The organism is Oceanibaculum sp., from assembly GCF_022449305.1.
In the GTDB taxonomy this organism is placed as follows: Bacteria; Pseudomonadota; Alphaproteobacteria; order Oceanibaculales; family Oceanibaculaceae; genus Oceanibaculum; species Oceanibaculum indicum.
The window spans coordinates 1-20,873 of the sequence record NZ_JAKUSO010000062.1; the positions used below are offsets into that span (position 1 = coordinate 1).

General features: G+C 65.5%; 19 protein-coding genes. 12 read left to right on the forward strand and 7 right to left on the reverse strand.

The genetic code is table 11. The features are described from left to right. Positions 1-139 precede the first annotated feature (139 nt). Together MK313_RS15065 and MK313_RS15070 are read left to right on the forward strand one after the other, a co-directional pair. Positions 140-799: an exopolysaccharide biosynthesis protein gene (locus MK313_RS15065; RefSeq protein ID WP_287782619.1), complete on the forward strand. Its 660-nt coding sequence runs from the start codon at positions 140-142 to the stop codon at positions 797-799. 45 nt (positions 800-844) lie between these two features. Beyond that, complete coding sequence (locus MK313_RS15070; protein WP_008944686.1) at positions 845-1,033, forward strand: DUF3008 family protein; 189 nt, start codon at positions 845-847, stop codon at positions 1,031-1,033. Positions 1,034-1,069: 36 nt separating this feature from the next. Here MK313_RS15070 and MK313_RS15075 read toward each other — a convergent pair whose 3' ends face one another. The 3 genes from MK313_RS15075 to ilvD all read right to left on the reverse strand — a co-directional run bounded on the left by MK313_RS15075 (position 1,070) and on the right by ilvD (position 5,257). Further along, positions 1,070-2,569 carry a M81 family metallopeptidase gene (locus MK313_RS15075; protein WP_287782621.1) on the reverse strand — a complete coding sequence of 500 codons (1,500 nt, stop codon included), beginning with the start codon at positions 2,567-2,569 and terminating at the stop codon, positions 1,070-1,072. A 122-nt stretch (positions 2,570-2,691) separates the two neighbouring features. Beyond that, positions 2,692-3,300, reverse strand: a complete 609-nt coding sequence (locus MK313_RS15080; RefSeq protein WP_147430928.1) for a hypothetical protein — start codon at positions 3,298-3,300, stop codon at positions 2,692-2,694. Positions 3,301-3,535: 235 nt separating this feature from the next. After that, positions 3,536-5,257, reverse strand: coding sequence for a dihydroxy-acid dehydratase (gene ilvD, locus MK313_RS15085; protein WP_121217672.1), 1,722 nt, complete (start codon positions 5,255-5,257; stop codon positions 3,536-3,538). Between the two features lie 124 nt (positions 5,258-5,381). On the opposite strand from ilvD, the gene MK313_RS15090 reads away from it, so the two are divergent. Beyond that, entirely contained in the window at positions 5,382-6,287 is a 906-nt protein-coding gene (locus MK313_RS15090; RefSeq protein ID WP_287782623.1) for an HAD-IIA family hydrolase, read from the forward strand. Here the strand turns inward: MK313_RS15090 and MK313_RS15095 are convergent. The 3 genes from MK313_RS15095 to MK313_RS15105 all read right to left on the reverse strand — a co-directional run bounded on the left by MK313_RS15095 (position 6,280) and on the right by MK313_RS15105 (position 10,071). After that, positions 6,280-7,386, reverse strand: coding sequence for a divergent polysaccharide deacetylase family protein (locus tag MK313_RS15095; protein WP_287782625.1), 1,107 nt, complete (start codon positions 7,384-7,386; stop codon positions 6,280-6,282). The two genes, MK313_RS15090 and MK313_RS15095, sit on opposite strands and share 8 nt — an antisense overlap. A 96-nt stretch (positions 7,387-7,482) precedes the next feature. Further along, positions 7,483-7,878: a Cu(I)-responsive transcriptional regulator gene (gene cueR, locus MK313_RS15100; protein WP_008944692.1), complete on the reverse strand. Its 396-nt coding sequence runs from the start codon at positions 7,876-7,878 to the stop codon at positions 7,483-7,485. 3 nt (positions 7,879-7,881) lie between these two features. Continuing rightward, positions 7,882-10,071, reverse strand: coding sequence for a heavy metal translocating P-type ATPase (locus MK313_RS15105; RefSeq protein WP_287782627.1), 2,190 nt, complete (start codon positions 10,069-10,071; stop codon positions 7,882-7,884). Between the two features lie 147 nt (positions 10,072-10,218). On the opposite strand from MK313_RS15105, the gene MK313_RS15110 reads away from it, so the two are divergent. The 6 genes from MK313_RS15110 to lexA all read left to right on the forward strand — a co-directional run bounded on the left by MK313_RS15110 (position 10,219) and on the right by lexA (position 15,211). Continuing rightward, positions 10,219-10,803, forward strand: coding sequence for an anthranilate synthase component II (locus tag MK313_RS15110; RefSeq protein ID WP_287782628.1), 585 nt, complete (start codon positions 10,219-10,221; stop codon positions 10,801-10,803). A gap of 9 nt (positions 10,804-10,812) precedes the next feature. After that, entirely contained in the window at positions 10,813-11,841 is a 1,029-nt protein-coding gene (trpD, locus tag MK313_RS15115) for an anthranilate phosphoribosyltransferase (RefSeq protein WP_121217664.1), read from the forward strand. Next, on the forward strand, positions 11,838-12,644 hold the full coding sequence (gene trpC, locus MK313_RS15120; RefSeq protein WP_287782630.1) for an indole-3-glycerol phosphate synthase TrpC: 807 nt from the start codon (positions 11,838-11,840) through the stop codon (positions 12,642-12,644). The genes trpD and trpC overlap by 4 nt, the downstream gene beginning before the upstream one ends. Before the next feature lie 3 nt (positions 12,645-12,647). Next, positions 12,648-13,127, forward strand: coding sequence for a cyclic pyranopterin monophosphate synthase MoaC (gene moaC, locus MK313_RS15125; RefSeq protein WP_287782632.1), 480 nt, complete (start codon positions 12,648-12,650; stop codon positions 13,125-13,127). Further along, a complete protein-coding gene (gene glp / locus MK313_RS15130; protein ID WP_287782634.1) occupies positions 13,124-14,329 on the forward strand; it encodes a gephyrin-like molybdotransferase Glp in 1,206 nt (401 codons plus the stop codon). The genes moaC and glp overlap by 4 nt, the downstream gene beginning before the upstream one ends. Before the next feature lie 162 nt (positions 14,330-14,491). Beyond that, positions 14,492-15,211: a transcriptional repressor LexA gene (gene lexA / locus MK313_RS15135; protein ID WP_008944699.1), complete on the forward strand. Its 720-nt coding sequence runs from the start codon at positions 14,492-14,494 to the stop codon at positions 15,209-15,211. A gap of 15 nt (positions 15,212-15,226) precedes the next feature. Here the strand turns inward: lexA and MK313_RS15140 are convergent, their stop codons facing one another. Continuing rightward, a complete protein-coding gene (locus MK313_RS15140) occupies positions 15,227-17,374 on the reverse strand; it encodes a ComEC/Rec2 family competence protein (RefSeq protein WP_287782635.1) in 2,148 nt (715 codons plus the stop codon). A 103-nt stretch (positions 17,375-17,477) separates the two neighbouring features. Here MK313_RS15140 and MK313_RS15145 point away from each other — a divergent pair, with 103 nt between their 5' ends. From MK313_RS15145 to gltA, 3 genes are all read left to right on the forward strand, one after another. Beyond that, complete coding sequence (locus MK313_RS15145) at positions 17,478-18,110, forward strand: glutathione S-transferase family protein (RefSeq protein ID WP_287782637.1); 633 nt, start codon at positions 17,478-17,480, stop codon at positions 18,108-18,110. A 99-nt stretch (positions 18,111-18,209) separates the two neighbouring features. After that, on the forward strand, positions 18,210-19,616 hold the full coding sequence (gltX, locus tag MK313_RS15150; RefSeq protein ID WP_008944702.1) for a glutamate--tRNA ligase: 1,407 nt from the start codon (positions 18,210-18,212) through the stop codon (positions 19,614-19,616). 142 nt (positions 19,617-19,758) lie between these two features. Next, a partial coding sequence (gene gltA, locus MK313_RS15155) for a citrate synthase (RefSeq protein WP_287782639.1) occupies positions 19,759-20,873 on the forward strand: 1,115 nt, incomplete at its 3' end.

Below are 20,873 nucleotides of genomic sequence, written 5' to 3' on the forward strand. Positions count from 1 at the left end.
CCAGCTGGGTGCATTTCGGCGACGGGCTGAAAACCTATCAGGATAATGGCCCGGAACGGTCAACCGACCTTGACCTTCCCTCCCCGCTGGGACCGCAACGATAAGGGAACATGCCCCGTGCCTTTCTCGTTCGGTAGGCATGACGACAAGCATCAGTGCGGAAGGCGCCCGGCAGACGAACCGGCGGGCGGATAAGAGAACTGACACGGGGGCGGATACGCCGAATTCGGTCGGTGATCTGCTGGACAGGCTTGAGCAATCGGCCCGCTCCGGCGAGGATCTGTCCATCGACAGCTTCCTGGAAACCGCCGGTCATCGCTTCAGCGGCCCGCTGTTCCTGATTCCGGGGCTGATCGCCCTGTCGCCGCTGAGCGGCATACCGCTGGTGCCCAGCTTTCTCGGTGTGACAGTCGCGCTGATCAGCGTGCAGCTGATCCTGGGATGCCAGCAGCTTTGGTTCCCGGCCGGGATGCGCTCAACCGCCCTGGAGGCGGATCGCGTGCGGCGCCTGGTCCGTTTCCTCAGGAAGCCGGGCCGCTTTCTCGACCGCGTTACCCGCTCCCGCCTGACCTGGATGACGCGGGGTCTGGCCGTGCGCCTGGCGGCGGTGATCTGCCTGCTGACCGCGCTCAGCATGCCGGTGCTGGAAATCCTGCCCTTTACCGCGACGCTGGCCGGAGCGGTGATTTCTTGCTTCGGGCTGGCGCTGACCACCCGCGACGGGCTGCTGATGGTCTTCGCCCTGATCTTCTTCGGCGGGCTGATGGCGCTGGGCGCCAATTTCCTGATCCTGGGCTAGGCCGGCACCGGGAACCAGTCGCAACCAAAAAGAAAGGAGCAGATCATGCCCGCAAAATCCAAGGCACAGCAGAAGGCCGCCGGCGCGGCGCTGGCGGTCAAGCGTGGCGAGGCGTCAAAAAGCGACCTTCAGGGCGCCTCCGAGGAAATGTACGAGTCGATGACCGAGGCCGAGCTGGAAGAGCTGGCCTCCACCAGCCGCAAGGGCAAGCCGGAACACGTCACCGACAAATAGCGTCTTGACCCTGCCCTCTTAGCCCTCGAATTCCCCTCAGCCCTCGAACTCCGGGCCGAGCGGGCGTAGCTTGATGCCGTGGCGCAGCCGGGTCCAGGGCAGCAGCGCGGGATCGGCCACCATCGGGCCGGGCGCGGTACAGACCAGCACCTCCTGCGCGATGGGCTGGAAATCGGCTCGGAAATGCACGGAACTCTTGTTCACCAGGATGCCCTTGCGGGTCGGCTCGATGCCGACATGGCGGTACATTTCCTGATCGGCCATCTGCGCCTTCTTGCAGGCGACAACGATCTCCACGTCGCGGATCTTCAGGCAGGCCATCGGCCCCAGATTCATTCTGGCACCTTTGTAGAACGGGCCGGTACCGGTGAACTGTCCGGTGTTCAGCTTCACCACCTTGAAGCTTGCGTGGAACGGCTTGTCGCCCGGAATGTTCGACTTGCCGCCCAGCGCCACGGTGATCTGCGCCCCCTCGCCCGCGCTGTGGGCGATACGCGCCACTTCCTCATCCACCATGATGCCGATGGCGGCGTTCGGTGCGTCATTCTCCACCAGCGCGCGCAGCATGCCCGTAGTGTTGGAATCGCCGCCGGCCCCCGGATTATCCTGGGTATCGGCGATGACAACGGGCTTGTTGGAAGAGCGCGCGATCTTCATCGCATATTTCACGCCCTCGTCCGGTTCGTACAGCTTGCCGGCGAAGTTTGCCTCGTTGCGCAGGATTTCCTCCTCCAGCGCCTTCGCCGCCTTGTCCGCCTTCACCTGGTCGGTGGCATAGACGAACAGCGACGGGCCGCAATGATGGATGTCGGCGGCCGGAAAGCCCGGTGTGAAGGAGACGCGGGCGACATCGCCCTTCTCCAGCTCTTCCGTCATCTCGTAGATCGACTTGGCCGGCTCCATCAGCGTGCACTGGAAGTTCAGCGGGATGAGGAACGGAATTTGCCGGAACGCCTTGTTCACCGCGCCGGAGCCGCGCAGCACATTGTCCAGATGGATTGCGGTGCGGCGGCCGGTATCGGCCATATCGACATGCGGATAGGTGCGGTAAGCCACCAGCGCGTCGGCGTACTTGATCATCTCCGGCGTGGTGTTGGAATGCAGGTCAAGGCTGGCCATCACCGGCACTTTCGGCCCGACGACTTCCCGCACCCGGCGCAGCAACTCGCCCTCACCATCTTCCAGATGCTCGGTCACCATGGCGCCGTGCAGGCAAAGATAGACCGCCTCGAACGGGCCCTTGTCGCGGATGCCATCGACGATCATGCCGGCTATGCGTGCATAGGCATCCTCGGTTACATGGGCAGACGGGCTGGCCGCGCCCCAGGCGGTCGGTACCAGATCGTGGCCGCGCTCCTGCGCTTCCTCGATGAAGCCGGCAATCGACAGGTTGATGCCCTTCACCGCATCGAACAGATCGCCGCCGGAGACCAGCGCCGGCCAGCTGCCGCCACGTGCGAAATCCTCGAAGGAGGCCTTCGTCGGGGCAAAAGTGTTGGTCTCGTGCTGGAAGCCGCCGATCGCAATACGCGCCATGGAACCTGTCTCCGCTGCCTACAAATTATTCGGTGCAACGGAGCATGCCCGCGCCGGCCATGCCGGGCAAGGGCGGCTGTGTCATGGCAGCCTTACAGAGGGTATTTACAGGGGAAAGATAATCAGGCGGAAACCGAGAAGCCGGAATTGCCCATCAGCCGTTCCAGCAGCGGCTTCAGCGCGCCGGTATCGCCCTTGCGGAACCGGTCGAGCGCATCCTGCGTCTCGCGCAGCTGATCCATCGCCTTTTGCAGCCGTTCATTGCCGCTGGCGCCGCCGGTGGCCCCGCCCAGCGTGCTGTCGGTTCGCGTATAGCGGCCTTCCTTGAAACCGACGGATAGTTCCTTCTCCGTCAGCGGTACGGCATTGCCGGCCACGTCGGCCACTTTTGTGTCCTCGACCGCGACCTTGCCGTCACGCGACAGGCCGGCCTCGATGCCGATGCCCAGAATGGAGGCAAGCGAACTACCACCCGCACTGTATTGCGTGGCGACCTGGGACAGCCTTATGTCGAACCCGTCCACACTGCTGTCGCTGGCCGCCTTGTCGATCAGGCCGGACAGGCTGGAGAGCGTCTTGTCGATGGCGGCGTTTGCATCCGACTCTTTCTTGTAGAACACGCTGAAGAAGTTGGAGAGCTGCTCGCGCAGCTGGCCGCGAATGGCGTCGGGATCGCGATTCTCGATGATGAAGCCCAGCATCTGAGGCTTCGCGCCCGTGGTGGAGCGCACGACATACATCCCTGGTGCAGAATCTTTCGGCGGCTGCGCGGACACAGCATTAGAACGGCTGCCCGTGGGAGCCGTCTGGGGATTATAGTTGTATGTCGGTACCGGGTTGATCGCCATGGTATTTTACCGCCGCGTCCTAGCATCTGTTCTCGATGCCATACAAGCCTAATATACGCCAAACGAAAAAGGACCGCCAGCGTTTCCCGCCGGCGGCCTCTTTTCAGCGCAACAGCGCTTACTGGTCAGCGTAGCAATGCACCTCGGCGGCACCGCCCGGATGGGTGACGGCGCCCTTTTCGGCATCGCCGACCGTCTGGGCATATTTCCAGATCGCGCCGGACTGGTACTCATGGCGGCGCGGTTTCCATTCCTTGCGGCGGGCTTCCAGCTCGGCATCCGACAGTTCGACGTCCAGCGTCCCCTTCTCGGCATCGATGACGATGATATCGCCATCCTTCAGCAGGCCGATCGGGCCGCCGACCGCCGCTTCCGGCCCGACATGGCCGATGCAGAAGCCGCGCGTGGCGCCGGAGAAGCGGCCATCGGTGATGAGCGCCACCTTGTCGCCCATGCCCTGGCCGTAGATCGCCGCCGTGGTCGCCAGCATCTCGCGCATGCCGGGGCCACCACGCGGGCCCTCATAGCGGATGACCAGAACCTCGCCTTCCTTGTACTGGCCCTTCTTCACTGCCTCGAACGCCTCTTCCTCGGTGTCGAAGCAATGCGCCACACCCTTGAACTGCAGCTTCTGCATGCCGGCGACCTTCACGATGGCACCCTGCGGCGCCAGATTGCCGCGTAGGCCGACGACGCCCCCGGTCGGGGTGATCGGGTTGCTGGTCGGGCGGATGATGTCCTGATCGGTCGGCAGGGTGACGCCTTCCAGATTCTCCGCGATGGTCTTGCCGGTGACGGTGATGCAGTCGCCATGGATGTAGCCGCCATCATACAGCGCGCGCAGCAGCACCTGCACACCGCCGATCTCGAACATGTCCTTGGCGACATAGCGCCCGCCCGGCTTCAGGTCGCCGATATAGGGCGTGCGCTTGAAGATTTCCGCCACGTCATGGATGGTGAATTCGATGCCCGCCTCATGCGCCATGGCCGGCAGATGCAGCGCGGCGTTGGTCGAGCCGCCGGCAGCCGCCACAACGGTCGCCGCATTCTCCAGCGCCTTGCGGGTGACGATATCGCGCGGGCGCAGATTGCGCTTTATCAGCTCCATCACCGCCTGGCCCGATGCCTCGGCATAGGCATCGCGGCTGTCATAGGGTGCGGGCGCGCCAGCCGAGCCCGGTAGTGCCAGGCCAATGGCCTCCGACACGCATGCCATGGTGTTCGCCGTGAACATGCCGCCGCAGGAGCCGGCCGACGGGCAGGCCACGCATTCCAGCTCGTGCAGGTCATCATCCGACATATTGCCGGCGGCATGCGCGCCGACCGCCTCGAACACGTCCTGCACGGTCACGTCCTTGCCACGGAAGCGGCCGGGCAGGATGGAGCCGCCATACATGAAGACCGACGGGACGTTCAGGCGCAGCATAGCCATCATCATGCCGGGCAGAGACTTGTCGCAGCCGGCAAGCCCAACCAGCGCGTCATAGCAATGGCCGCGCATGGTGACTTCGACCGAATCGGCGATCACTTCGCGGCTGACCAGCGACGACTTCATGCCGGCGTGGCCCATGGCGATGCCGTCGGTCACGGTGATGGTGGTGAATTCGCGCGGCGTGCCGCCGCTGGCCTTCACGCCCTTCTTCACCGCCTGGGCCTGGCGCGACAGGGCGATATTGCAGGGGGCGGCCTCGTTCCAGGTCGTGCCAATGCCAATGAAGGGCTGTGCAATCTCCTCCTCCGTCATGCCCATCGCGTAGTAATAGCTGCGATGCGGGGCGGAGCTGGGGCCGACCGACACATGGCGGCTGGGCAGCTTGGACTTGTCGAACTGGTAGGTCATGGCGTTCCCCTTGGCGTATGGCTTGTTCGGGGGCGCAGAATAGTCATCCCGCTACGGGATTGCCTAGTGGCTTTCGACCCCGTAGATAGGTGCCCTCTGTTCCCTGCAAGGCAGTATCCCCGCCATGAGTTTCCCCGTTCTCGGTTTTGACGACGCCTGGGCTTCCTACCGGCGTTGGGAACATCGCCTGCCTGCGAAGCCGGTCCCGGTTGAACCGCGCCGCATTGCCGGCATCGCCGAGGTGCTGGACCAGGTGGATGTTGTGGTGCTGGATGCCTATGGCGTGCTCAATCTGGGCAGCAGCGTCATTCCGCAGGGGCTGGAAGCGGTGCGCGCGATCCGTGCTGCCGGCAAGCGGCTGTGCATCGTCACCAATGACGGCTCGCAGGGCACCGCCGCCATCGCCGCCAAGCATCGCGGCCGGGGCTATGATTTCCGCGACGGGGAAGTGATCGCCGGCGCCTCGCTGGTCGGTGAGGCTGTGGCCGCCTTCCCGGAGGTGCGGCGCTGGGGGATCATCACGCAGGAGCCGCGCCCGGAAGCCGCGATCACCAGCGGCATGACAGCGCTGGCCTTGGACAAGGCCGCCTATGACGCGGTGGACGGTATCGTCTTCATGGCGACGGAAATCTGGGACGAGGAGCGCCAGGCGCTGCTGAGCGATACGCTGACCGCCCGCCCCCGCCCCTTCATCGTCGCCAACCCGGATGTGGTTGCCCCGCATGTTGGCGGTTTCTCGGCGGAACCCGGCTATTTCTCGCACCGGATCGCCGACCGCGCACGCATAGAACCGGTTTTCCTCGGCAAGCCCTTCCCCGGCGTCTATCGGCTGGTGCGCGAGCGCTTCCCGGAGGTCGATCCGCAGCGCATCCTCGCCGTCGGCGACACGCCGCATACAGATGTGATCGGCGCCAGAGCGCATGGCATGCGGGCGCTGCTGGTGGAGAGCGGCTTCCTCGCCGGGCGCGACAGCCTGGCCTATTGCCGGGAATGCGGCATCCTGCCGGACTTCATCGCGCCTGCTATCTGATTGGCAATCCTGCTGTTGCCGGCGGTGCTACCGGCTTCAGCAGCGCGGTCAGCGGCACCAGCACGAAGCCGCGCGCCTGCACATCCTCGATCCAGAGTTCCAGCATGTCGAGCGTGGCATCGCGCGGATGGCCGATGGCGATGGCCTGGCCATATTTGCTGGCATGCTGTTCCGTTTCCGCCAGCCTTTTTGCCACCTCATCATGGCTGTCTGTATTATCGAGGAACACGTCGCGCTGCAGCGCCGGCATGCCCAGATCCCGCGCCATGCGGTAGCCAACCGTGTTCGGCGCGGTGCGCGAATCGAGGAACAGCAGGCCGCGCCGCCTCAGTTCCTCCAGCACCGGCTGCATGACGGCGGCATTGCTGGTGAAACGGCTGCCCATATGGTTGTTCACCCCGACGAAGCCGTCGAACTGGCTGAGGTTCCAGGCCAGGCGTTCGGCCAGTACCTCCGGCGCAAGGCCGGACAGCATGGCGTTCGGGCCGGGGTCGATACTGTCCGAGGAGGGTTCCATCGGCAGATGGACGAGAATTTCATGACCGGCGGCATGCGCCTTGCGCACCTGATCCGCCACACCAGGGGCGTAGGGCAGATAGGCAAAGGTTACAGGCACCTTCAGCGCCAGCGCGCGCTGCGAGCGTTTGCGGTCGATGCCCATATCGTCGATCACAATGGCAATGCGCGGGCTACCGGCACTATCCGGCACCGGCACCGCGTTGCGCCGCCAGGGTGGATTGGACGCAGAGGGTTCCGGGATGATTTCCTGCGGTGGCAGGCTGGCGATCTGCGGTTCCGTTGGTTGCGGAACGGCGGGCTGGATTGCTTCCGGCGCCGGTGCCGGCTGTAGCGGTGCGGCTGTCTGCGGCAGGGTAATGCCAGCGGACGCGCTTGTTGAAGGCGCTGTCGGGCTGGGCGCGGCGATTGCCAGGCTTTCCGTAACGACCGCCTGCCGCCCGGTCAGCGCATCGCCATAATAGAGGCCAAGGCCGCCGCCAATCAGCAGCGCTGCGGCAGCCAGCGCAAGGGAGAGGCCGAAACCGCCGCCCCCGGAACGCTTCTTCGTCTTGGGCTTTTTGGAGGCCGGCTTACGCGCCATGAAAGACTCAATCCACGAAACGGGTGTCGTTTAAAGCGACACTATATCCTGTAGTGGGCTGAAAAATAACCGCGAAATAAGGCAAAATTGGCGCAGCTAGGCTTCGGCACGCGCCAGATCCTCGATGATGGGACAGTCCGGCCGGTCATCGCCATGGCAGCGATGAGTCAGATAGATCAGCGTGTCGCGCATGGACTGCAGCTCGGCCAGTTTGCGGTCGATCTCCTCGACATGGCGCAGGGCCACCGCCTTCACATCGGCGCTGGACCGCTCCCGGTCGCTCCAGAGCTGCAGCAGATTGCCGACATCCTTCACGGAGAAGCCCAGCGAGCGAGCGCGCTGAATGAATTTCAGCACGCGCAGATCGGTGTCGCCATAGACCCGGTAGCCGCCCTCGCTGCGCGGCGCGGGCTTCAGCAGGCCGATGCTCTCATAGTAGCGGATCGTCTTGGCCGGCACGCCCGACGCTGAAGCCGCCTGTCCGATATTCATGACCTACTCCTTTCGCGACCCGGCGCACGGTTTCCAGCGCCGCAGCAGCAGGGCATTCGAGACCACGCTGGCGCTGGAGGCCGCCATCGCCGCCCCGGCGATCATCGGGCTGAGATAGCCCAGCGCTGCCAACGGGATACCGACGATATTGTAGATGAAGGCCCAGAAGAGGTTCTGCCAGATCTTGGCGACCGTGGCGCGCGAGACGGACACCGCATCCAGCACCAGCAGCGGATCGGGCCGCATCAACGTGACAGCAGCTGCCTCCATCGCGACATCGGTGCCGCTGCCCATGGCGATGCCGACATCCGCCTGCGCCAGGGCAGGCGCGTCATTTACCCCGTCCCCGACCATGGCGACGATACCGCCCTTCCCCTGCAGGCCGGAAATAGCATCCGCCTTGCCGTCCGGCAGCACCTCGGCCAGCACGGTGGAGAGCCCCAGCCTGCGACCCACCGCTTCCGCCGCGTGCCGGTTATCGCCAGTCAGCAGCGCCGTCTCGATGCCCTTCTCGCCCAGCAGCCGGATGACCTCGCCAGCGGTTTCGCGCAACCGGTCGCCGATGGCGATGGCGCCTATAAGGCGGCCGTCTGCGGCCACCCAAACGACGGTGTTGCCCTCGCCTTCCCACTCAGCGGCTTGCTCCTGAAGGGCTGAGGTCTCGATTTCCTTCTCCTGCATCAGGCGCGGGCTGCCGATCAGCACGGCACGTCCTTCTACCGTGGCCATCACGCCCTGGCCTGGCAGCGAGTCGAATTCCTGTGCCTTCGATATCGCCAGCCCCCGTTCCTCGGCGGCAGCCAGTATGGCCTTTGCCAGCGGATGCTCGCTGCCCTGCTGCACGCTGGCGGCTAGGGAGAGCAATTCGGCCTCTGCGACGCTCTCCGCCGGCAGAAGCGCCGTGACGCGCGGCCGCCCTTCGGTCAGCGTGCCGGTCTTGTCGAACACCACGGTCTTGATGCCATGCGCACGTTCCAGCGCCTCTGCATCCTTGATCAGGATGCCAGCTTTCGCGGCAACGCCGGTGCCGGCCATGATTGCTGTTGGCGTGGCAAGGCCCAGCGCACAGGGACAGGCGATGACCAGCACGGCGACGGCATTCAGGATCGCCGTCTCGCTGTCTGCACCCGTTGCCAGCCAGCCAAGGAAGGTCGCCAGCGCGATGACCAACACGATCGGTACGAAGATGCCGCTGACCTTGTCCACCAGCCGCTGAACCAGCGCCTTGGAGGCCTGCGCGCCCTGCACCCGCTCGATGATCCGCGCCAGCAGGCTATTTCCGGCGGCGGCTGTCACCTCGACTTCCACGAGGCCGGAGCCGTTCACCGAGCCGCCGATGACCGCGTCACCCGCCTGCTTTCCGACCGGCAGGCTCTCACCGGTCAGCAGCGATTCGTCGAACTGGCTGCGACCTTCCAGTATCCTGCCGTCGGCGGGCACCCGCTCGCCCGGCTTCACCACGACCACATCGCCTTCCATGAGGGATGCGACCGGCAGTGTCTCGACGCTGCCGCCGCGTTTTACGCGCGCCTCTTCCGGCCGGAGCGCCATCAGCGACCGGATCGCCGAGGCCGTCCCACGCTTGGCGCGGCTTTCGAGATATTTGCCGAGCGTGATGAGCGTGACCACCGTGGCCGAGGCCTCGAAATAGAGGTCGCCGCTGCTGCCGCTCGCCATGTGATAGAGGCTGAGTCCATAGGCCGCACTGGTGCCGATGGCGACCAGCTGGTCCATCGTGCCGGTGCGCGCCCTCAGTGACTTCCAGGCATTGATGTAGAACCGCCCGCCAATCCAGAACTGCACTGGCGTTGCGAGCACGAGCTGTACCCAGGCCGGCGGCATCCAGTGCACACCGGCCACCATGCCGATCATTGGCAGCACCAGCGGCAGGGTCAGCAGGATGGCGGCGCCAAGGCGGATGGTTTCCCAGCGCAGCGTCTCTGCCTCGGCCTTTTTGTCCGGCCCGGCCCCGGCCTCGATCAGATGCGCGCCATAGCCCGCCTTCTCGACAGCGGCGACGAGATCGGCGGGGTCGAGCCTGTCCGTCAGCCGCACCCGCGCCTGCTCGGTCGCCAGATTGACGGCCGCCCGGTCCACGCCCGGCACCTTGGCCAGCGCCTTCTCGACGCGGCCGACACAGGCCGCGCAGCTCATCCCCTCAATGGAGAGGTCATAGGTCCGTTCGATGCTCATGAACCCTAGATGGGGCTTCCAGCGATGGGAAGGTCAAGCAGATTTCCGGCAGCAGCAAAGCGCTTGCCTTTGCGGGCGCGGCGGGGCTTGCTATAACCATTGTCCGGGATGCATGCGCACCCCAACACTGACCGCCAAGTGATTGATATGTATATCCTGATCGATAATTACGACAGCTTCACCTATAACCTCTGGCACTTCCTGGGCGACCTTGGCGCCGAAGTGCAGGTGAAGCGCAACGACCAGATCACCGTCGATCAGGTTATGGCGGGCGGCTATCAGGGCATTGTCATCTCGCCCGGTCCGTGCGACCCGGACCGCGCCGGCATCTGCCTGGAGCTGATCGAGCGCGCCAAGGGCACACTACCGATCTTCGGTGTCTGCCTTGGTCTGCAGGCCATCGGCCAGGCCTTCGGCGGCAAGGTGGTTCGCGGCCCGGTGCCGATGCATGGCAAGGTCAGCCCGATCCACCACCGCAATGCCAGCGTTTTCAAGGGGCTGCCTTCGCCGCTGACGGCAACGCGCTACCATTCTCTGGTCATCGAGAAGGACAGCTTGCCGGACTGCCTGGAGATCACGGCGGAGACCGAGGACGGCGTGATCATGGGGCTGGCCCACAAGACCCTCCCGATCCACGGTGTGCAGTTCCATCCCGAGAGCATCGCCACCGACCATGGCCACGCCATGCTGAAGAACTTCCTCGACATCGCGGAACGCCGCAACGCGGCCTGAGGATTGGGCATGGTTCTGGACATGAAAGCCCTGCTGGGCATCGTTGCCACCGGCCGCGCGCTGACGCGCAGCGAGGCGGAGGCGGCCTTCGAGATCATCATGAGCGGTGACGCCACCCCGTCGCAGATGGGCGGCTTCCTGATGGCGCTGCGCGTGCGTGGCGAGACGGTGGATGAGATCACCGCCGCCGCCAGCGTGATGCGCGCCAAGGCGCTGAAGGTGACCGCGCCAGCAGAGGCCATCGACACCTGCGGCACCGGCGGCGATGCATCCGGCACCTACAACATCTCCACCGCCGTGGCGCTGGTCTGCGCCGGGCTCGGCGTGCCTGTCGCCAAGCATGGCAACCGCAGCCTGACCTCGAAATCCGGTGCTGCCGACGTGCTGACCGCGCTGGGCGTCGATATCGACTGCGAGATGAGCCTGATCGAAGAGGCGATGCGCGACGCCCATGTCGGTTTCCTGATGGCGCCGCGCCATCACGGTGCCATGCGGCATGTCGCCGGCACCCGGGTCGAGCTGGGCACGCGCACCATCTTCAACCTGCTGGGGCCACTCTCCAGCCCGGCCGGCGTGAAGCGCCAGCTGATCGGCGTGTTCTCCCGCGATTTCCTGAAGCCGATGGCCGAGGCGCTGCGCAATCTGGGCAGCGTGCATGCCTGGGTTATCCATGGCAGCGACGGGCTGGACGAGATCACCACCACCGGCCCGACCCATGTGGTCGAGCTGAAAGACGGCAAGCTGACCGAATTCGAGATCGGCCCGGCCGATGCCGGCCTGGCACTGGCAAAGCCGGAAGCCATCAAGGGCGGCGACCCCGCCTTCAATGCCGCCGCGCTGCACCGGCTGCTGGACGGTGAGAAAGGGGCCTATCGCGATATCGTGCTGATGAACGCGGCGGCGGCCCTCATCGTCGCCGGCAAGGTGGGCGACCTGATGGAAGGTGCCGCTCTCGCCGCCACCGCGCTGGACCAGGGCAAGGCGAAGGCAGCGCTTGCGAAGCTGGTCGCCATCACCAACCAAGGCAAGGCGGCATGAGCGACGTTCTGGAGAAAATCTGCGCCGACAAGCGCGACCATATCGCCGCCCGCAAGGCGGTGAAGTCCCTGGCTACTCTTGAGACCGAAGCGAAACAGGCATCCGCGCCGCGCGGCTTCGTGAAGGCGCTGCAGACGGCCAATGCGGCGGGCCGTTACGGGCTGATCGCGGAGATCAAGAAGGCCTCGCCCAGCAAGGGGCTGATCCGCGCCGACTTCGACCCGCCCTCCCTCGCCCGCGCCTATCGCGAGGGCGGTGCGTCCTGTCTGTCGGTGCTGACCGACGAGCCTTATTTCCAGGGCCGGGACGACTATCTGGTCGCCGCCCGCGCGGCGGTGGATCTGCCCTGCCTGCGCAAGGATTTCATGCTGGAGCCCTACCAGATCGTCGAATCACGCGCGCTGGGGGCGGATTGCATCCTGCTGATCATGGCGGCGCTGTCGGACAGCCAGGCGGCGGAACTGGAACAGGCCGCCGTCGATCTCGGCATGGATGTGCTGGTCGAGGTGCATGATGGCGCGGAATTGGACCGGGCGCTGAAGCTGAAATCGCCGCTGCTGGGCGTGAACAACCGCAATCTGAAGACCCTGGCGGTCGATATCGCGACGACGGAACAGCTGGCGGCCCGGGTGCCGGCAGGCAAGATGCTGGTTGCGGAAAGCGGCCTCTACACGCCGGACGACCTCGCCCGGATGGAACGGGCCGGGGCGCGCTGCTTCCTGATCGGCGAATCGCTGATGCGCCAGGCCGATGTGGCCGCCGCGACCCGTGCCCTGCTGACCCGTAACGAGGCGGCGGCCTGACCCATGAGCGGCTTCACCCATTTCGATGCCGAGGGCAAGGCCGTGATGGTCGATGTCTCGGACAAGGACGAGACGGAGCGCGTGGCGACCGCCATCGGCAGCATCACCATGCAGCCGGAAACCCTGGCGCTGATCCTGGAAGGCGGTGTGAAGAAGGGCGACGTGCTGTCGGTCGCGCGCCTTGCCGGCATCATGGGCGCCAAGCGCACGCCTGACCTGATCCCGCTCTGCCATCCGCTGGCGCTGACCTCCGTGAAGGTAGAACTGAAGGCCGATCCCGCACGCAACGCCGTCAATATCGAGGCGACCTGCAAGCTGAAGGGGCGAACCGGGGTGGAGATGGAGGCGCTGACCGCCGTCAGCATCGCGGCGCTGACCGTCTATGACATGTGCAAGGCGGTGGATCGCGGCATGCGCATCGGCGATATCCGGCTGGTCCATAAATCGGGCGGCAAATCAGGAATATACGAGGCGGAACGGTGATCCCCGTCGAGGAGGCACTGGCGAAGATTCTTTCGTCCCTGACGCCACTGGGCGCCGAGGAAGTCTCGGTCGAGGCGGCGCTGGGCCGGGTGCTGGCCGAGGATGTCGCCGCCCGCGTGACGCAGCCGCCCAAGCCGGTTTCCGCCATGGATGGCTATGCCGTGAAGGCGGCGGATGTTGCGAACGTGCCGGCCACTCTGACGGTCATCGGCGAGGCGCCGGCCGGGCGCGGCTATCAGGGCATGGTGGAAAGCGGCCAGGCAGTGCGCATCTTCACCGGCGCGCCGCTGCCGGATGGGGCCGACAGCATCGCCATCCAGGAGGATACCGAGGCCAGCGGCACCAGCGTCACGGTGAAGGAAGCCCCTGCCCCGGGCAATTACGTTCGTCCTGCCGGCCTCGATTTCCGCGCAGGCGATATCGGCATTCCGGCGGGCAAGCTGTTGAATGCGCGCGATATTGGCCTGGCCGCCGGGATGAACCATCCCTGGCTGCGGGTGGTGCGCCGGCCGCGCATCGCCATCCTGGCGACCGGCGACGAGATCGTGCGGCCAGGCGATCCCATCGGCCACGACCAGATCGTCAGCTCCAACGCGCTGGCGCTGTCCGCCTTTGTGCGCGGTGCCGGCGGCGACCCGCTGGTGCTGGGCATCGCGCCTGACGAGATGGACGGGCTGACCCGGATGATCGCCGGCGCGCGCGGTGCCGATTTGCTGGTGACCACCGGCGGCGCCTCGGTCGGCGAACATGATCTCATCCAGACCGTGCTGGGCGAGGCCGGCAGCCTGGATTTCTGGAAGATTGCCATGCGGCCCGGCAAGCCGCTGATGTTCGGCAAGATCAATGACACGCCCGTGCTGGGCCTGCCCGGCAATCCGGTCTCTTCCATGGTGTGCGCCCTGCTGTTCCTGGGACCGGCCATCGCGCGGCTGCTGGGTCAGGCTGCCAAAGGGCCGGAAACCCAGCCGGCCCGACTGGCGGCCGATCTGAAGCCGAATGACCGCCGCCAGGATTACCTGCGCGCCACGCTCACCATCGACGCCGATGGCACGATGCTGGCGATGCCCTTCGCCAAGCAGGACAGCTCGCAATTCTCGCTGCTCACAAAGGCCGGCGGGCTGCTGGTCCGGCCGCCGCATGATCCCGCCCGCAAGGCCGGCGAGACCGTCCAGGTGATTCCCTTCCGCGACAGCTACTTCTGAGTTTTTTCGCGACGGTTAGTGTTCCGCGCTTGACCTGAAACGAGAACAAAACTAAAACACCTACTCAGGTTTTTGTTTTGTTCCATATCTTGTTGCGCTGATGCAGACAGCCGCCATTGCTTGCGGCGCCCCGGCAAAGAGCGTGGCAGACAGGAGGTGCTGGTGCTCACGAAGAAACAGTTCGAACTGTTGACCTTCATCAACCGGCGGCTGAACGAGAGCGGCGTCTCCCCCTCCTTCGACGAAATGAAGGAAGCGCTCAATCTGCGCTCCAAATCCGGCATCCACCGCCTGATCACCGGGCTTGAGGAGCGCGGCTTCATCCGCCGCCTGCCGCACCGCGCCCGCGCGCTTGAGGTTCTGCGCCTGCCGGAGCAGGTTTCGGCGAAGGATACTGGGCGCCAGCCTTCTGAGACGACCGGCAAGCGCTTTACACCGAACGTCATCGAAGGGCATTTCGCCGGGCCGCTTGCGGGTGCCGCCACCGGGCAGGATATCCGGGCCGTGCCGCTGCCGCTCTACGGCAAGATAGCCGCCGGCACCCCAATCGAGGCGCTGCGCGACGAGAGCGCCGCCATCGACGTGCCGCTCAGCCTGCTCGGCAAGGGCGAGCATTACGCGCTTGAGATCGAAGGCGATTCGATGGTCGAGGCCGGCATCCAGGATGGCGACACCGTGATCATCCAGCGCTGCGACACGGCGGAGAATGGCACCATCGTGGTGGCGCTGGTGGACGAGCAGGAAGCGACCCTGAAGCGGCTGCGGCGCAAGGGCGGCTCGATTGCCCTGGAGCCGGCTAATGCGGCCTATGAGACGCGAATTTTCGGGCCGGAGCGGGTGAAGGTGCAGGGCCGGCTGGTCGGGCTGCTGCGTCGCTACTGAGGGCCGTCACGGAGCCTAGCGGTTGCGCTGGGCCGCCGGATCAGGCGACCAGGGCCGGATGCCGCGATCCGCACCGACCGAATCCAGGCGGAGGACTCCATCCTCCAGATAGAGAGCATGGGCGCCATGCCGCCACAGGTCGAACCGGTCCACTACCAGCCGCGCCGACGGGCAGCGCTGGCGGATCGGCACGAGGGCCACGACGATATCGGCGCTGCGGCAATCCTCCGCCAGCGCCTGTGGATCGCGGATAATCGCGACCTTTAGCCTCCCGACCTCTCCGATACAGCCCAACCCGTCACAGGCAATGCCGTCGCGTCCACCGCTGCCGGGGCGCGGCATGGCGATACGCCGTTCCTGCCCGGCACGCTGAAGCCAGTTCTCCGCCGTGAAGGAGGCCGCTCGGACAGAGGAAAAGGCCAGCCCGTTCGTGCCGCGCAACGCAACCAGCTTGGCCTCGCCATCAACTAGTAGCACCGGCTGCGCCGCAACCCAGGGCATTGCAAGGCCGGCCACAACCGGCACTATTCCGGCGAACCGCCAGGCGCGTTGCCAGAGGGCGAGCCACAGCCCGCCGAGCGAGACCGCGAGCAGTGCCGCCGCCGGCATCGCCGGCACCGCCAGCACCGCACCCGGCAGGGCGGATATCCAGGCGCCGACTGCCAGCACGCCATCGATGCCGACGCCCATCGGGGCGAGCGCCAGCCCTTCCAGCCCGAAGGGGAGCAGCAGCAAGGCCAGCACGCCCCACGGCATGATCCAGAAAGCGGTCAGCGGCACCGCGGCCATATTGGCCAGCACGCCATAGAGTGCCACCTGGTTGAAATGATAGGCGGCAAAGGGCAGCGTCCCGGCTGTCGCCAGCACTGAGGTGGCGATCAGGCCAGAGAGATAGAGAAACCCCTGCCGCAACGGTCCCGCTCCGGCGCGAAAGGCCGCAAAGCGCTCCCGGTTCGCCTCATAGAAGGCAACCAGCAGCAGCACGGCGGCAAAGGACATCTGGAAGCTCGGCCCCAGCATCACTTCCGGCGCCAGCAGCAGGATGAAGGCGGCCGCCCAGGCGATCAGCCGCAGCGAGATCGCCACCCGGTCGATTAATACCGCAACCAATACCAGCCCGGTCATCAGGAAGGCGCGCTGTGTCGGCACGGTGGCCCCGGCCAGCAGCAGATAGACGAAGGACGCGGCGAGCGCGGCAAGCGCCGCCCATTTCTTGATCGGCTGGTTCAGCGCCAGCGCCGGCGACAGGGCCATCAGGAAACGCAGCGTGAAGAAAACAGTGCCGGCCACCAGCCCCATATGCAGGCCGGAAATCGCCAGCAGGTGCGCAAGGCCGGAGTCACGCATCGTCTCCAGGGTTTGCTCGGACAGGCCGGAGCGGTCGCCGGTCAGCAGCGCTGCCGCCATGGCCCCTGTCTCGTCCGGCAGGATCGCGCGGATACGCTCCGTGATGGTCCGCCGCAGCCCGTCGACGGCAACCCAGAAGCCGGCGGGCTTGCCCTCCGCCAGCCGCGAAACATCCCCGATGGCATAGCCGACCCCGCCGATCCCCTCGAAATAGGCGTGGCGCTGGAAGTCGAATGCGCCGGGGGCTGAAGGCCCGGGCGGCGGCCGCAGCACGGCGCGCAGGCGTATCCGGTCGCCCAGCGCAATCTCCGGTATCTCCGAGCGCACCACCATCCGCACCCGACGCGGCATTTCATCGGGGGACAGCCGGCCGATCCGTGTGGGCTCCAGGGTCAGCCGCCTGTCGCCGGGCCGCTGCTCGATGCGGACAAGATGCCCTTCCACGATAACCGGCCCGATCTGCCGGTCCAGGAAGAGGGTGCCGGCGGTCTGGCTGCGATATTGCGCCGCCGCGAAACCCAGCGCGAAGGCACAGACCAGCAACGCGAGCAGCCGTCCGTTCAGCGAGCGGTGCAGCAGAACGGCGAGGCCTATCGCGGCCCCCAGCCCTGCTCCGCCCACCCAGAGGGGCGGTTCGGCCTTCAGCAGGAAATAGCCGCCGATGCCGCAGCCCAGCACCACCGGCAGCCAGAGCATCCAGCGCTCGCGTTCGGCCAGGAAGGGCGACGCGATGCCGGAAATCAGGCGTGATGCAGCGCTTCCGGGCACAGTCTCCTGTTGCCCGGCACCTGCCGCGATGCCTTCCTCCTGATGCATTGCGCCTCCCGCTTATGCAGAACACACTAATGCAGGGCGCGCCGCTGCGCATCCCGTAGTATGGCGGCGGCAATCACCACCGGACCGCGAAAGGAAAAGCAGCTTGAGCCTCACGCTTCACGGCTATCGCTACAGCGTCTATGCGCGGATCGTCCGCATGGTCTGCGCCGAGAAGGCCATCGGCTACCGCTGGGTGGAGGTGAACCCGTTTGCCCTGGACCTGCCGGACTCCTATCTAGCCTTGCATCCCTTCAGGCGCGTGCCGGTGCTGGAGCATGATGGCTTCGTGATCTACGAAACGGTCGCGATAAGCCGCTATCTCGATGAGGCGTTTCCGGGCATCTCGCTGCAACCGTCGGCTCCGCGCGACCGGGCACGGCTGGCGCAGATTATCGCCATCATCGATGCCTATGGCTATTGGCCGATGGTCCGTCAGGTCTTCGCGCACCGGGTTTTCCGGCCCTATCTGGGCGAGCCCGCGGATGAGGAGCAGGTTGATGCCGGGATCGCCGCTGCCCGGAAGGTGCTTGCCGCGCTGGAGGCCCTGGCCGGAGACGACGGCTATCTGGCTGGCGACAGGCTGTCCCTCGCCGACCTGCATGCCGCCCCGATGGTGGCCTATTTCACCATGGCCGCCGAGGGCCAGGCTGCGCTGAGTGCCTATCCCCGCCTCACCGCCTGGTGGGGCAATATGAGCAGGCGGCCAAGCCTCACGGATACAGATCCGTTCGCCTGATCTGTGCACGGCGGCACCCTTTGTGCTAAACAGCGGCCACCAATCCGACTGCCCTGGCATTGTCCGCGGCTTTCCATCCAGTACCGGAACCGATTTCGCATGACCGTCGTCACCCGTTTCGCCCCCTCCCCGACCGGCTTCCTGCATATTGGCGGCGGCCGCACGGCCCTGTTCAACTGGCTCTATGCCCGGCATACCGGCGGCAAGTTCCTGCTGCGCATCGAAGATACCGACCGCGCCCGCTCCACCGAGGAAGCGGTCGGGGCGATCTTCGAGGGGCTGAAATGGCTGGGGCTGGACTGGGATGGCGAGGCCGTCATGCAGTTCGCCCGTGCCGGCCGCCATGCCGAGGTCGCGCACGCGCTGCTCGCCCAGGGCAAGGCCTATCGCTGCTACGCCACGCCGGAAGAGCTGGAGGCGATGCGTGAGCAGGCCAAGGCGGAAGGCCGCCCGGTGCGTTATGACGGGCGCTGGCGCGACCGCCCCGAGTCGGAGGCACCGGCCGGCGTAAAGCCGGTGATCCGGCTGAAGGCGCCGCAGAGCGGCCAGACTGTGATCCAGGACCTGGTGCAGGGCGAAGTCACCGTCGCCAACGAACAACTGGACGATTTCGTGCTGCTGCGTGGCGACGGCACGCCGACCTACATGCTGTCGGTGGTGGTGGATGACCACGATATGGGGATCACCCATGTGATCCGGGGCGACGACCATCTGAACAACGCCTTCCGACAGACCCAGCTCTATCAGGCGATGGGCTGGGACGTGCCGGTCTTCGCGCATATCCCGCTGATCCACGGGCCGGACGGCGCCAAGCTGTCGAAGCGCCACGGCGCGCTGGGCGTCGAGGCCTATCGCGATATGGGATTCCTGCCCGAGGCAATGCGCAACTACCTGCTGCGCCTGGGCTGGGGCCATGGCGATGAGGAGATCATTCCGACCGAGAAGGCCATCGAATGGTTCGATCTCGACGCGGTTGGCCGCTCCCCCTCGCGCTTCGACATGGCGAAGCTGGAGAATCTGAACGCGCATTACCTGCGCGAGGCCGATGATGCCAGGTTGGTCGCGCTGATCCAGCCGCTGCTGGCCGAGCGGCTGGGGCAACCTGTGGATGATGCCGGCAAGGCACTGCTGACCGCCGGCATGCCCGGCCTGAAGCCGCGTGCCAAGACGCTGGTCGATCTGGCGGACAGCGCGCTGTTCTATGTCCGCCCGCTGCCCCTGCCTTTCACCGACAAGGCGGCTGCCTTGCTGACGGATGAGGCCCGGCAGGTGCTGGCGAAGCTGGCCACGGCGCTGGAAGGCCAGGCAGACTGGAGCGAAGCCGCGCTTGAGGAGCGCGTGCGCAGCTTTGCAGAAACCGAGACGCTGAAGCTGGGGGCCGTCGCGCAACCCTTGCGTGCCGCGCTGACCGGCTCCACCATGTCGCCCGGCATTTTCGACGTGCTGGCGGTACTGGGACGCGATGCCGCAATCGCGCGTATCCGCGCGGCTGTAGGGGGGAATTGACCGGCCCTGCGCGCAGCGCAGTACTACTGCTGCGCTAAGTCCTCGCCAAACCGACTGCGGGTCAATATATTGCAACGCAATACAAGGCCGGTGGCCGTCTAAACCCTCGCCTGAGGGACCGAAGAAAGGGGAGTTCTCAAGAATGACCGCCAATAGTCTGAAGCCGATCAAGCTTGTCGATCCGAACAAGGATAAGTCGATCGAGCTGCCGTTGATCCCCGGGTCCGTCGGGCCTGAGGTGATGGATATCCGCAAGCTGTATGCCGAAACCGGCTACTTCACCTACGATCCGGGCTTCACCTCTACTGGCTCCTGCGAATCCAAGATCACCTATATCGACGGCGATCAGGGCGTGCTGCTGCACCGCGGCTATGCCATCGAGGATCTGGCCGCGAACTGCGACTTCCTGGAGGTCGCCTATCTGCTGATGAATGGCGAGCTTCCCAACCCTGATGAAAAGGCCAAGTTCGAGCACGACATCACCTATCACACGATGGTGCACGAGCAGATGGCCAACTTCTTCCGGGGCTTCCGCCGTGACGCGCACCCGATGGCCATCATGTGCGGCGTGGTCGGCGCCATGTCCGCCTTTTACCATGACTCGACGGATATCGAGGATCCGCGACAGCGGATGATCGCCTCCTACCGGCTGATCGCCAAGATGCCGACCATCGCCGCCATGGCGTACAAATACTCCGTCGGCCAGCCCTTCATGTATCCGCTGAACAAGCTGAGCTACGCGCAGAACTTCCTGCAGATGACCTTCGGCGTACCGGCCGAGCCCTATATCGATAATCCCGTCCTCTCCAAGGCGATGGACAAGATTTTCATCCTGCATGCCGACCATGAGCAGAACGCCTCGACCTCGACGGTGCGTCTGGCCGGCTCGTCCGGCGCCAATCCGTTCGCCTGCATCGCGGCGGGCATCGCCTCACTGTGGGGCCCCTCGCATGGCGGCGCCAACGAGGCGGTGCTGAACATGCTGGGCGAGATCGGCGATGCGAAGAACATCCCGGAATATGTGAAGCGCGCGAAGGACAAGAACGACCCGTTCCGCCTGATGGGCTTCGGCCACCGGGTCTACAAGAACTACGACCCGCGCGCCAAGGTGATGCAGCAGACCTGCCACGAGGTGCTGAAGGAACTCGGCGTGAAGGACGAGCCGCTGCTCGACATCGCCATGGAGCTGGAGAAGATCGCGCTGGAGGACGAGTACTACGTTGAGAAGAAGCTCTATCCCAACGTCGATTTCTATTC